Genomic DNA, 13,429 nt, shown 5'->3' on the forward strand with positions numbered 1-13,429 from the left:
GCCCCGCCCCGCGGGTCTTGCTTCCCGCGATCATGCAACCAACATGATCAAGGACGAGAAGCTTCGCCTGGTCGCGGACATGTGACGGCAAATCGTCATAACTCATTCCGGCGACCGTGCTGGCGACGTCTTGTGTCAGAGGCATTTTCCAAACCCAGTGATAAGTGTCGAGTCAAGCAAAGGAGGGTAAGCATGACAGCTGCCTCACCTCGGCCTCCACTCTAGGAACATCTGTTTTCCAGGGCAGTTTCAGATGGTTATGTTTGGGCCCGATTTGTTATTCGGCCTTCAAGCGCCCGCCTAATCTGTGCATCTGCTCCGAAAGCATTCCTGCCGCCACCGGATCAATAGGCGGGCAGAAGCTGTTCGGTATAATCTCAGGCCGTTGTGGGTATGGCCACAGAGCACCCGCGTCTCCGTGGAGGCGCGCGAGCAACCCGACCAAAGTTTGGCTTCATGGCAAGATTCTGCGAAAGGCAGCAGGTATCCGAAGGGAACCTCCACCGGTGCCACCTGTATGCAACGCTCCCATGCCAGTTGCGGCGGCAATAGCAGCGCCTCCGCGCCGCACACCGGACCTGCGTTGCGAAGCTGGAAAAGTCTCGCCGCTAGGTTGAATTTCGTGGTGATCGCGCCGTACTACCCGATCCCTCTGGATCGGGATCAACCGTCGCTCCAGCGCAATCGAGGATTGAGCCGAGCGCCTCGAAATCGACGCACGCTTCACCCGCAGCCGACGACTGCCGCCGGATTCGATCGTTATGGTCGCCTTGCGACGCCATGAGGCGTAGACATCGGCTCCGGCTGTGTCGCCGCAACCCAGCGCTGCTGCGACGACCTTCGAATGACGAGATCACCTCAGTCTGCTTCGTCATGGCGCTACTCTTGATGCTTGCTCTAGCAGGCTTCTCTGATTGGGGGTGGTGAGGTCAAGCCGCCCCAGCGCCAACCGCGAAGAGAAGCGAGTGACCCGCGGGGCGACATGATCCGGAAAATGATGCAGGAGAAGGTTGTAGGCCGCCATGATGTTGGGAACTCGCGTCGCGGAAACCATCTTGGCCAGCAGTCACGTGCGACCGCAAATAAAGGCCGGACACATGATCGCAAGCGATCCGATCAAATCGTTACTCAACAATCTCGCGAGAAGGGTGCCAATGGTGAACCCCGCCCTCTAGGCGCGGTGAAATCTCGAACGCCAACTGCAACGAGGGAGGATGTCATGCAGGTCGTTCGAATAGGTCTGGATCTTGCGAAGTATGTCTTCGAGGTTCACGGCATCGACAGCCACGGAAAAGTGGTTGTGCGAAAGACGCTGCGTCGCGATGCGGTAGCCCGCTTCTTCGCCAATCTGGCGCGATGTCTGGTCGGCATGGAAGCCTCGAACGGAGCGCATTATTGGGCAAGGGTGCTTTCCGATCTCGGCCATGAGGTTCGGCTGATCAGCCCTCAGTTCGTGACACATACGTCAAGTCGAACAAGAACGACCGGAACGATGCGGAAGCCATCTGCGAGGCGGTCGGCCGGCCATCAATGCGCTTTGTGCCGCCGAGGTCGACTGATCAGCTGGCAATCCAGGCCGTTCATCGCATTCGTCGGCGTCTGGTCGCCGACCGGGTCAGACTCGTCAATCAGATTCGTGGCCTCCTTTCCGAGCATGGGATTGTCATTGCTCGTGACATCTCGCAGCTGCGATGCAGCCTTGCCGTCATCGTCGGGAACGACGATGACGGCCTCAGCGACATGGTCCGTTCGCTCATGAGGGAGTTGCGGGCGGAAATGGCCGAACTGGATGATCGCATTGCAACCTATGACCGGCGAATACGAGAGATCTTCCGCACCAGCGAGCAGTGCCAGCGGCTTGGAAAGATCGAAGGCATCGGCCCCGTAACGGCAACCGCTTTGATCGCTGCCGTTGGCAATAGAACCTGCTTCAAGAACGGCCGTCAGTTCGCGGCCTGGCTCGGCCTGGTGCCGAAACAACGATCCAGTGGAGGGCGAGCCGGCCTATTCGGTATCAGCAAACGCGGCGATCGAGCCTGCTCTAGATCGCGTGCGACGCGGACCAGCGTGGCCTCGCCGCCGAAGCGGACGACGATCTGAATGCCGATCGGCAGCCCGCTTGCGCTTTGTGCCAAAGGCAGGACATCGTAGGTTGTCTGTGACATTGGATACGCCGGTGTACTGGGAAATCGCGGTATCCGCTTGCACGTATTGCTCTGCGGAGATCGCCGGGTTGGTCGCAGAATAGATGCCGCCGTGCGGCACGGACAGGGTTGGCATTGTGGTGGTCAGCAGACGGCGCGCGGTCGATTATCATCTTGGAAAGCGTGATCGAGGCTTCCGTGCCATGGCCGACATTAGGCATGGTAGTTAGGCGAGGTTCTTCGTCTGGCTTGCGATGGCGTCCGCTATCTTCTGGCGGCCGTACCCGGCGCCGGCAAGAGCAGATGCGCGGCCAGTAGGGGCTCTGAGCGCGCCGAATAACAAAATCGTCTCCCTCATAACTGACTGAAAATGCGCAATACTATTTATATTATAGAAGTCCATCGGGAGTTGAAGTGACGGCGTGTGCGCCGGCATGATTTGCCTTCTCAACGTGCGACCATGATCATCGAAACTCATTAGGAGAAGTAACGAAAATGAAAAGCAAACTCATGATAGATCCGGTCGTTGGCACCTGGGAGCTGAACTTGGCTAAATCCAAGTTCATTAACGAGCCGACGCCATTGACGTTTACGTCTGCGACCCGAACCTATACCCAGGGTCCAGAAGGTATTACCTGCACAGTCAAAGCAGTCAAACCCGACGGATCACCCGTCCTCGAGCAGATGACCAGCAAGTTTGACGGCAGTGACGAGCCCCACATTGGTAACCCGTTGATGGACTCGGAGGCCATCGAGCGGGTCGACGCCAATACGATCGTATTTACGACCAAAATGGCGGGTAAGGTCATGGGAGTTGGAACCCGCACGATCTCCGCTGACGGAAAAGTTCTAAAAATGATGTTCTTGTACACGGATGCCGAAGGCATCCTGCGCGGACACGTTACCACTTACGACAAACAGGAGTGCTGACACCGCTACAACACTGGCCTTTCTGGCGTGGCTCTGTGCGGTGAAAGCCATCTCTTCAAATGCCAACATCCTCGCTCGCTCCTCCTGCAGAGCGCGAGCGTCTGGCGCATCCTCGCGCTGATTGTGCGCGTATCTACGCAATCGGCGCGGGGCTTGCTGCTCTCAGATCATAAATCTTCGCGCCAGAGAATAACGCATGTTGCTACGCGGGTCTCCCATCTCGGGCTAATTTATCAGATAAACTACAGGACTATTTTTATACCTGCTAGCCTCACGTGCGCGGCGACCGGCGCGGGGCTTCTCGTGGGCGCGGAAACGGGTGAGCTGGTCTGAGTGACGGTGACCGGAATAGAGGAGGAAATCATGAACACCAGCCCCGACTGGCAGCCCGTTCCGATCAGTCCTGACGCCGCCAAGTCCGAGACATTCATGGGCCTGCCAAAGGTTAGCGACCTGTCGAGGCTCGATGCGAAGGTTGCAATCATCGGGGCGCCCTGCGCGACGCCCTATCCGGGGATCGGGCCCTATTGCGACGGCGGTCCAAAAGCCATCCGCGAGGGAACCGCATCTCACGCGGCCAACCTCATGCACATGGATTTCGACCTCGGCGGCCCGATATTCTCTGACGGCACGGTGTCGGCGGTGGACTGTGGCGACCTTCTTTATGACGAGAAGGACTCGGCCTTGAACCGCCTCGCCATCCGCTCCGCGATCCGCACGGTGCTCGAGAAGGGGGCGGTGCCGATCGTCATCGGAGGCGACGATTCGATCACTATTCCCGTGATCGAAGCCTTTCACGACAGGGGCAAACTCACCATTGTCCAGATCGACGCCCATATGGACTGGCGCGAGGAGGTGGGCGGCGAGCGCTGGTCGGGATCGTCCACCATGCGGCGGGCCTCCGAGATGCCGCATGTGGAGCGCATCGTTCAGATCGGCCTGCGCGGCATCGGCTCGGCGCGACTCTCCGACGTCGAGGACGCGCACAGATGGGGCGCCACTCTCATTCCTGCGAGGGAGGTGTTCGCCAAGGGCATCCAGCCGATAATCGAGTTCGTGCCCGCAGGCTCGAACGTGCTCTTCGCCTTCGACTGCGACGGGCTAGATCCCTCTATCATGCCCGCCGTCATCAGCCCGGCGCCCGGTGGCCTTAGCTTATGGCAGGCTCTCGAAATCGTGCACGGGGTCGCCGCAAAGGCGCGGCTCGCGGCCTTCAACCTGGTGGAATTCGTGGCAGAGCGCGACACCGAGAAGCAGGGGGCGTTGCTCGCGGGACGCATCCTCGTCAATGCGATGGGCGTTGCCGTGCGTCAGGCGGCGAAAAGCTGATTCGGCCAAACCGAGTGCGCGGAATTCTTCGCTAAATTCCCTCAAATCCGCTTGAAGTCTTCCGCATCATTTGACCTAACACCAACCCTTCATCCAACGGGAGTCAGAGGCCGGGTCGTTTACTCTGAGACGATGTTGCTTGATGGCCTATCTGCGCCAATCCTCCATTTTTTCGGAGGCGTTGCGTGCATCCTGCCGTACTTCGCCTTCCAATTATACAGCGTCTATACAGCGTCGCCTCGATACGTTTGTGACCAGATCGCCGTGTCCGGCGCTTTTGCTTCGACATGGATGGGGCGGAAGTAATATTCGATCCAATTGGCAAAGCACCAGCTGTGCCACCTCCGAGATTAGACGTGTCGACCTGGAAATCGTACCGTCGGTTATAGGCCGACCGTCCGTGTTTCGGTTTGGAACAGTCACGCGAAGCCTCTACCCGCGGCCGAGATAGCGGTTAAGCACATTGCGGGTTACGATTTCGACCATGCGGTCACGCCTAAGAAGCCCTGCCACCCATTCGCAACTCCCGGCATGGAATATCTCGCCCTTGCCGCGCTTGAAATTGACGATCATCCGGTTCCCATATTTTTTCCCGTCCGGCGCGTCGCTGTACCAACGGTAGTCTCCGGACGCCAGATCGGGGTTCTCCTCGATCAGCGTGGCCATGCCGACCGCAAGGATTTCGAGCCCATTGGGAGCACCGCTCGTCGGCGAAGGGTAGGGCAGGCCGTTGCGGATTTCGTAGTCTAGGCCATCCACCTCGTATCCGTAAAGCCGCGCACGCCCCGCGGCGCGAAGCCCATCCAGCCGGCATAGACGCCATCAGCGGCGTTAAGGCCGAAGGTCTTGCAGCCGGGGCGACCGATCTCCGGCGCTTCCCACGAATTGGTCGCGCGGCTTGCGTCGGCACTTCTGTACACCGGGTCCTCGGCGCGCGCCCGGTACTTGTAGCAGACCTGCCGGCGGCCCTCGTCCTCCAGCCGTGTCTGCCACATGAAGTTGCCAGCGAACCTCGCGACATGGCCGCCCTGTTCGACAAAGGCGTCCACCGCGTCGCGCATTTCCCAGGTCCAGTACTCATCATGGCCGGCGAACACGACGCAATCGTAGTCGAGCAGGATCTCCGGTGAGAAGTGCAACTCGTGCTGGCTGGCGAGATCGATATCGTAGCCGGCGCGCTCGGCGAAGCGGAAGAAATGTCTGTCGTAGCTTGCCCACCCGGCGGAGGCGTATTTCTTCGAGTGGCCGGTGGCATAGGCCCATTCCACGTGCGGACGGCGCGGCATGGTCATGGGCGGCATCGCCACCTCCAGCGGCACGCGTGGCGCTTCGGGTGGCAGCGCGAGGAAGCCCCGGCCCCAGGGGCGCTGCGTCGACACGAGCGGCGAATACTGGTCGTGGTTCGGCCCGGTGATGCCGTCGTAGTGGTTGGAGCCGCCCCAGGTGTTGTACGCGAGCCAGGTTCCCGTCGCCGCCACCTGCAGGATGCGCCCGGGTTTGCGGCCCCTCTTCGGCAACACGATCAGAAAATGGTGGCAGCGGATAGGCTTCCCGTCGCGGCCTTCCGCGCTCAGGGTGATGCGATAGCCGCCGGACGGCCAGTCGTCGCCGATGCGGAATTCGAATGTCGTTTCCCAGCCGCAGCCCTCAACGGAGCACTGCTCAGGCGTGTCCTGCCAGCGCGCGGCGATACCGCTGCGTTCGAGAAGCTTCGTCTCGGTTGCACCGTCGCGCACGATCTTGATCGAAAAGGCAGGCGCGGTCGAACTCACCTGCAGCTCGTAATAGTGGCTGTACATGGCCAGCAGCTGCTGCTCACGCGTCAGCCCGAAATCCGGAAGGCAGAACCCAACCTTATTTAAGTCATCTCTTCTTTTCGCGGGACGACCACCCCGGCAGTTCGAGGCCGCAGCCGTCGGAGCAGATCTCCCATCCCGAGAGTAGACTGTCGCACGGCACCGTTCTTCCAGATTGAGCCATGTCCATTCCCAAGATCCGCCGGTCAGAGCGTTTAGCTGAAGGATAGATCGACACGAAAAAACGGAACATGTCGGCCGCGTTATGCGTAAAGGCGCGTCGTTATGAGCGCCGCCAGGACTCTCCTCGCGCTTACCCGAGGCGAACAAATTGGAAGTACCGTTTGGGCGTTTGGGAGCAGACAGCGGTTCTGCGGAAAGCAGCATGGTCTCCACGGTCGAGGTCGTCATAGGCAACCTGCAAAGATTTTCGGCTATCGCGGCGCGCGCGGGTCCCCGCCCAGCCAGTCCGCGCCGGCATCGGCGCAGCCGAAAGTGGTCGTGGCTCTGGTGTGCAGGACGTGAGGGCTCATCAAGACCGCCGCACAAGTGATCGACATGACAACCCAAGTCCGCCACATACCGAGATCCGCCCCCACCGGGGTGGATCGTCCTCGACCACGTCCGGATACACGTGACCCAGCCGAGGGCATAGAGGCCCCAGACCGATCCAAACCTCAGCCCGGGAACCCGCCTTCCTTCACGATGGATCGCCGCCGGCGCTCAACTAGGCCTTTCAAAACGCAGAAGACTGAGGCTGAATAGATGTATGCTTGTCCTGATTGCGATAGAACGCGGTGCATCCTCATGATGAGCCGCAGGGCGGCCTCTCGTCGGCAGGCAAAGGCGTCTCATAGAAGGGCAGCTTGACGCGCCGAGGCGTCCACTCGCGTCTTGCTATCAAGCCCTGAACGTAGGATGCGATCTCTTCCATGGTCGCGAACCACACGCCGCCACGCTCCGTCATCTCCTGGATCATTCCGCGAATAGCTTCGGCCCGCGCCGGTCGGCCTGAGATCCAGGGGTGCCAAACGCAAATCCACATTCCGCCGTACTTGTAGGAGGCCTCGAATTCGGCCATGTACGTCTTGGTTGCCTCCTCAGGAGACCGAACCGAGCGCATGGACCCGACATCGGAGTTGTTCACGTATTGGGCCCAATCGTCCACTATCCCGCTAGACGGAAGGCCGATCAGATCACCGCGCGCGGTCTCATAGACACTCGGCACGTCATCGTCCATCAGAGACGAGTCGTATTGAAAGCCTAGTTCTGCCAGAATTGCGGCGGTGTGCCTTGAAGCATGGTAGACTGGTGCCCGAAACCCACGCGGCCTTTTCCCGGTCATTTTCTCAATGACCTCGACACCACGCATGATCCACTCGATTTCCGCTTCCCGGTTCGGCAAACGGTTCATGCTCTCGTGTATGTAGCCGTGGTGCGCGATTTCGTGGCCATCTTTAAGTATTGCATCGACTAGACGGGGATAGCGCTTCATGCACCACGCCGGATAAAAGAACGTTTGTTTAAGATCAAAATCGCGGTACATCTGCAATATTCTTGGCAGCGCAATTTCGTCATAGCGAGCCCAAGAGGTTGTCGCGATCATGTCTGGCATATTCTTGCCAAATGAGAGGTGCAAAAAACTGTCGGTATCGACGTCAAACGTAAATGCAACGGCGCACCGGGCATTGTTCGGCCAAGGGACTGGATTATCGATCATGACTCAGTTTTCCTTCCTTAAGACAGTCGCAGCACCGGAACGGTCACCGGCGGCTGATCAAATGGCCTCCGTCGATGACTAACTCACTACCTGTTACATACTTGGATTCATCAGAGGCAAGATATACCGCACCGTAGGCGATGTCGTTCGGTTCCCCTATGCCCAGAAGACAAGCGGCATTGAATCGAGCTCGAACCGCATCACTGGAAGCTTCGCCTCGCTTGTTGGTCTCCTCGACGATCTCGCGTTCGACCATCGGCGTCGCGATTAGGCCAGGATGAATTGAGTTCACTCGCACACGGTTGCCGTCCGCCGCGCCATCGAGAGCTGCTACCTTGGTGAATTGCGTGACAGCAGCCTTTGAAGCGCAATAGGCTCCAGTAAGTTCGTCGGCGCGTGTGGCCATCGTAGACGAAAGATTTATGATGGATCCGCTGCCGCGATGCTTCATTGCGCCGATGGCGGTGCGAGTGCCCAGGAACACGCCCTCAACATTGACCTGAAAAACTAGGCGCCAGTCCTCCAGTGTGGTATCGGCAAGGGGCTTTACGAGATCAACACCGGCGTTATTGACTAGGATGTCGAGCTTGCCGAAACGCTGAAGGGTTATTTTGAGGACATCGTGCCAGCGACGTTCGTTGGACACGTCTTGCTCCAAGAAGATCGCCTCACCCCCAGCGGCGACGATTCCATCGCAAGCTGAGGCGCCGCTAGCATCGTCTATGTCGGTCAACACGACCTGCGCGCCCTCGCGGGCAAGCATCGAGGCTATTCCGCCGCCAATGCCTGTTGCTGCGCCGGTCACAATGGCAACTTTGTTACTCACCCTGCCCATGTTCGCGTCCTCCATCATGCTACGTCGATACTCCCCCGCCGTGTGGCTTCGCCACGCGACTAGCCGTTTGACCGCACTAGGGACGATGCAAAAGGAGCTACGTTACATTGTCACTAAAAGCAGTGGCGCGGGAGCCTCGAGAGTTATTACAAGTGACGAAGTTTTATGACCCGTCGCCTGCCGCCGACTTTCGGTACTCAGTTAAGCTGGTATACATCGCTCCTAAAGCTTGACGGGCTCAGATGGCCAGTCTCGAATGTCTTCGCCCGACGGCTGCCAAAGCGCGCAATCGAACACATCCGCTGGGTGATCCATCGTACTGTAGACTTACGGCTCACGTGCCATGTGCTCGGTGTTGAGCGACGAGAAGAAGCTCTCTATGCAGCATGTCCCACACGTTTGCCCGACCGGTTCTTCGCACAGGTGATGCTCGGGTCGGCCATCATAATCATGCGCTGGATCGCTCGCTGGTGCATTGGGCGAATTCAGCGCGCGTCCTCGGGTTTCATAACACGCGTCCTATTCGCAAGCAGGCCGTCAGCTCGCGGCGTAGCACTCCGCCCCCTGCATCGCGGATCAATCGATCCGCTGCCACTGGGCAGTAGTCGTTCGCGATCCCCTACCACCGCTACGGGCGGCCTCGAAGTTCACCGAAATGAGGGGTTCACCCGAGCGGCTCGCAATCTCCTGTATTGAGCACTGCACCAGAGAAGTACGGTATTCTCCCGCTCCACCACCGATGCCCATCCAGAGGGTGACCCGAGGATCAGGACATCGCTGGTGCCTTACAGCTCGTCTTTCGCGCGGCGTCCTCACCGTGGCGGGCATGTCCGGGTCACGCCTTTGCGCGGTGGCCGCACTTGCCAATTCAATTAATGACGGGGGAAAAAAGGCGTCCAAGGCTCCGCTTTGCGAGCGAGGCTTGTCGGCCGCTCGATTAACAGCGTGATCTGAGGTGGAAGATCTCCTCCGTGCAGGAGAAGAACCCGTTCGTCCAGTTCCTTGTCGTCTTCCGTGAGACGATGATTGAGGCGAAGGTAGTCCGTCCAGGTCGGCGTGCGGAACGTCTCTGTCCATTGCATAGGCTGTTGAACGTTGCGCTGGAGCGTCCAGTGCCGAGCACCGACGCGGCTGTGCACATGCCGACGCTCGCGCATGAGATCGAGGAAAGCCTCGGCGTTTTCCGCGGGTATCAGATACTCGACCTTGACAACGATGGGACCGCTCCTCGGCTTTAAGTCAAGCGCAACTGGCGGGGCGTTGAATTTCTCCAAAGCATCGGGCTCGGATTCGCGGCGCTCGCGAAGAGGAAAAACAGAACGCCGGCTGCAGCGACCACCAGGAGAGCTCCCGCGGGAGCCCTCCAGCGCCCAGGTCAGGGAATAGGTTTGGACCACCGTGCCCCACAACCAACTGCCGGCCGCTATGCCGCCACCTACCAAAGCATAGTAGATCGAGATGGTGCGCCCCACGACCCAGCGCGGGCTTGCCAACTGCACGCTCACGCCAAGCCCGGACCAAGCGATGACCCACCCGCGCCCCCCAAGGCGAGCGCAATTGCCGCCGCCGCAAGCGAGGAGGTCAGCGCAAGGGCGAGGGAGCACGCCGCGCAGGTGGCGCAAGAGAGCGTCATCAGCCGTTCTTGTGACAATATCCGACTGAACAGGCTGTTGGAGATGCCGCCGAAGACAGCGCCTGTCCCGAAGCCGGCCATGAGGGTGCCATAAGCGAGGGGTCCTCCTCCCAGCTGATCGCGGACAACTAGCGGCAGCAGCGCGAGTATGGCGATGCTCGCCACGCCAAAGAGGGTTCCGCGCGCAATCCCCGCCTTGATTTCCGATGACATCACTGTGAAGCGCACACCGTCATAGATCGCCCTCCGCATGGATTCACGTGGAAGAGGTGAAGAGCGAACCTTCCACTTGCAGCGCCATACGGTGCCCAAAGGTACGACATAGCTGAGTGTGGTCAGGGCAAACGCGGTCAGAGGCCCGAATGAGGCAACCACAATGCCGCCAAGCGCCGGGCCTACGGTCCGGACGGCGTTAAATCCGACGGAAATGAGTGTGACGGCAGCGGGAAGATCGCGTCGGTCTACGATATCGCCAACTGACGCCTGCCAGGCGGGATCGTTAAGCGCGACGCCGCATCCGACCAAAAAGCTGAAGCCGAGGATCATCCACGGGTCGACAAAGCCCAGCATCATCACAAAAGCTGTCAGCGTCGCGGATGCTGTTACCATGAGGGACCGGCCGGCGAACATAACCCGGCGCCGACTGAAATTGTCGGCCAGAGCCCCAGCGAACACCGACAAAATGAAAGCAGGCAAGTTCGAGGAAGCCTGCACCAGCGCAACCATCAAATCGGAAGTCGAGACTGTCGCCATTAGCCAGCTGATGGCGACAGTCTGAATCAGCCAGCCGAGACTCGAAACCTGGCTAGCGAGCCAGATCGACCGAAACGTCCGACTCTTGAGCGGCGCAAATATCGCCGGCGAAATTGAATCCGCATCTACGCCCGCAATCCTGCTCATTTTGTCTAGGCCTTTACCTTTCTTCTATGAGTCGCGTTGACTCGCATCTTCTCCACGCGATCTTGCCTAGGTGACAAGATCAGGTTCATCTCTTCCCAAGGTGCTCTATGCAATACTTCTGCTGCCAAGAAGACCGGATGAGGCATTCGACCGATATTCGCTCCTTCAGTACTCACACCGACAACGTGCCTATGATCGACATTCGATCAGGCGGAGGGTCGTCTTCGATCCGACTTCGATGCGTAGCGCTGTGCCTCGTCCGAAACTGTGTCCGACCTGGAAATTGCAGCTAATACCCGGAGTGTCGGCGCCGAAGGATTGCGAAAAATTCTTCGCAGCGGATTCTTTGATCGTCGTCACCTTCGCCCCGCTTGAACTGTTGGTCGCCGGTGAATCCAGGGTCGAGCCTGCTCTAGATCGCGTGCGACGCGGACCAGTGTGGCCTCGCCGCCGAAGCGGACGACGATCTGAATGCCGATGGGCAGCCCGCTTGCACTTTGTGCCAAAGGCAAGGACACTGAAGGTTGTCCGGTGACATTGAATACGCCGGTGTACTGGGAAATAGCGGTATCCGCTTGCACGTATTGCTCTGCGGAGATCGCCGGGTTGGCAGCAGAATAGATGCCGCCATGCGGCACGGCCACGGTTGGCACTGCGGGAGTCAGCAGAATGTCGAAGGCATGGATCGCCTCTGCCCACGCGGAAACGCATTCTCCGGAGGGCCTCGTGGTAGCCCCACGCTCGGGAAAGGGGCAAATCGCGGCCAAATTCATACCATTTTAGGTTGACCGGCTCCAACGTGCCGGCGGTGATAGTGCGCCCCATGGCCCGCGCCCCTTCTTCGAGCATACTCGCGTGGAGTTTCGATCCGGCGAAAGATATTCCGCCGTACTCGACGGGCTCATATGGCGGCTCAATGTCCGTTATCGTATGCCCCATCTCCTCAAGGAGTGTTGCCGTGGCTTCGACGGCGTGCAGCACTTCCGGCTCAAGGTTGGCCGCGCCCCAACTCGTTCTCGCCACCCCAACCCGCAGACGACCGGTGGGCTGTGAGAGCCCGTCCACATAAGGACGGGTCGGCTGGACGATGATAAATGGATCGCCGGGAAAGGGACCGGAAAAGACGTCCAACGCGGCAGCCATGTCGCGCACAGTCCGACATAGAACAAACTCGCGACTGTGACCAAACGATGCGTCCTGAATGTTCGGCCCGCCGGATACGCGTCCTCGAGACGGGTTCAATCCGACAGGGCCGCACCAGGAAGCTGGGATGCGAATTGACCCGCCGCTATCGCTGCCATGGCCAATCGGAGTGATGGCATCGGCCACCGCCGCCGCTGCTCCTCCGGAGGAGCCTCCCGCCGAGCGTTCCAAATCCCATGGATTGCGGGTGATGCCATTGAGAACGGATTCCGTCACCACCGTAGCTGCGAGCTCGGGTGTTGTTGTTCTTCCTAGCGTCCGAAGCCCGGCCTCCCGGGCGCGACGAAAGTAATAGCTGTCGGTATCCGAGCGGAAGCCTTTGAACAGACGACTTCCTTTTTCCTGGAGGCGGCCAGCTTCGGCGGCCCCGATATCCTTACGAAAGAATGGCACGCCGTCGAAAATCCCTCCGTCCCCGACAGCAACGGTCTCAGCATCTTCATAGAATTCAATGACGGCCTTGACGGATTGACCTCGTCGTGTGCCTGCCGGGCCAGACGCGTCAGTTCCACAGCAGTCACTTCGCCGGCGCTCACGAGAGAGGCCAAGCCGGTGGCATCGTACTCCACGTACTCACTCAGCCTCATAAGATATCCTTTCTTCCTTTGCTTGTTCCACAAACCTCATATTTGGGGAATGGTTGTCCGCGTACTCCGGATTCTATCGACGGTCGAGATAACGGTTAAGCACGTTGCAGGTCACGTGTTCGACCATGGCATCGCGTTGCAGAAGACCTGCCACCCATTCGCAACTCCCAGCATGGAATACCTCGCCCTTCCCACGCCTGAAGTTGACGATCATCCCGTTCCCGCGCTTGACCTTTTCGAGATTGGCGTCACTTGCCTCGCCGAACAGCGTCTCGGCGACGAACCGGCCATCCCCGTCGCTGAAGAACTGGTCTCCGGACGCCAGATCGGGGTTCTCCTCGATCAGCGTGGC

5 protein-coding genes and 6 pseudogenes are annotated in these 13,429 nt (G+C 59.4%); 3 read left to right on the top strand and 8 right to left on the bottom strand.

Translation table 11 applies throughout. The annotated features are described in order from the left end of the window. Positions 1 to 1,219: 1,219 nt before the first annotated feature. Positions 1,220 to 2,031, top strand: a pseudogene (locus AC04SI_RS32715) (IS110 family RNA-guided transposase); the annotation flags it as partial. Positions 2,032 to 2,293: 262 nt separating this feature from the next. On the opposite strand, the pseudogene AC04SI_RS32720 reads toward AC04SI_RS32715, so the two are convergent. Continuing rightward, positions 2,294 to 2,460: pseudogene (locus AC04SI_RS32720) on the bottom strand (aspartate aminotransferase family protein); the annotation flags it as partial. A gap of 179 nt (positions 2,461 to 2,639) precedes the next feature. Between AC04SI_RS32720 and AC04SI_RS32725 the strand changes: the two are divergent. Together AC04SI_RS32725 and AC04SI_RS32730 are read left to right on the top strand one after the other, a co-directional pair. After that, positions 2,640 to 3,074, top strand: coding sequence for a hypothetical protein (locus AC04SI_RS32725; protein ID WP_488475676.1), 435 nt, complete (start codon positions 2,640 to 2,642; stop codon positions 3,072 to 3,074). A 363-nt stretch (positions 3,075 to 3,437) separates the two neighbouring features. Next, on the top strand, positions 3,438 to 4,403 hold the full coding sequence (locus AC04SI_RS32730; RefSeq protein ID WP_488475677.1) for an arginase family protein: 966 nt from the start codon (positions 3,438 to 3,440) through the stop codon (positions 4,401 to 4,403). 432 nt (positions 4,404 to 4,835) lie between these two features. On the opposite strand, the pseudogene AC04SI_RS32735 reads toward AC04SI_RS32730, so the two are convergent. The 7 genes and pseudogenes from AC04SI_RS32735 to AC04SI_RS32765 form a co-directional block, all read right to left on the bottom strand. Continuing rightward, positions 4,836 to 6,229, bottom strand: a pseudogene (locus AC04SI_RS32735) (N,N-dimethylformamidase beta subunit family domain-containing protein). Positions 6,230 to 7,004: 775 nt separating this feature from the next. Next, complete coding sequence (locus AC04SI_RS32740) at positions 7,005 to 7,919, bottom strand: polysaccharide deacetylase family protein (protein ID WP_488475678.1); 915 nt, start codon at positions 7,917 to 7,919, stop codon at positions 7,005 to 7,007. Between the two features lie 43 nt (positions 7,920 to 7,962). Further along, positions 7,963 to 8,772, bottom strand: a complete 810-nt coding sequence (locus tag AC04SI_RS32745; RefSeq protein ID WP_488475679.1) for a glucose 1-dehydrogenase — start codon at positions 8,770 to 8,772, stop codon at positions 7,963 to 7,965. An 854-nt stretch (positions 8,773 to 9,626) separates the two neighbouring features. Further along, positions 9,627 to 11,287: pseudogene (locus tag AC04SI_RS32750) on the bottom strand (MFS transporter). Between the two features lie 356 nt (positions 11,288 to 11,643). Further along, the gene (locus tag AC04SI_RS32755; RefSeq protein ID WP_488475680.1) at positions 11,644 to 12,060 is read right to left on the bottom strand and encodes an amidase family protein; all 417 of its coding nucleotides are present in this window, start codon (positions 12,058 to 12,060) and stop codon (positions 11,644 to 11,646) included. Positions 12,061 to 12,220: 160 nt separating this feature from the next. Further along, a pseudogene (locus AC04SI_RS32760) lies at positions 12,221 to 12,883 on the bottom strand (amidase family protein); the annotation flags it as partial. 267 nt (positions 12,884 to 13,150) lie between these two features. Then, positions 13,151 to 13,429 (bottom strand): annotated as a pseudogene (locus AC04SI_RS32765) (N,N-dimethylformamidase beta subunit family domain-containing protein); the annotation flags it as partial.

Source organism: Mesorhizobium sp. CNPSo 4689, from assembly GCF_057784325.1.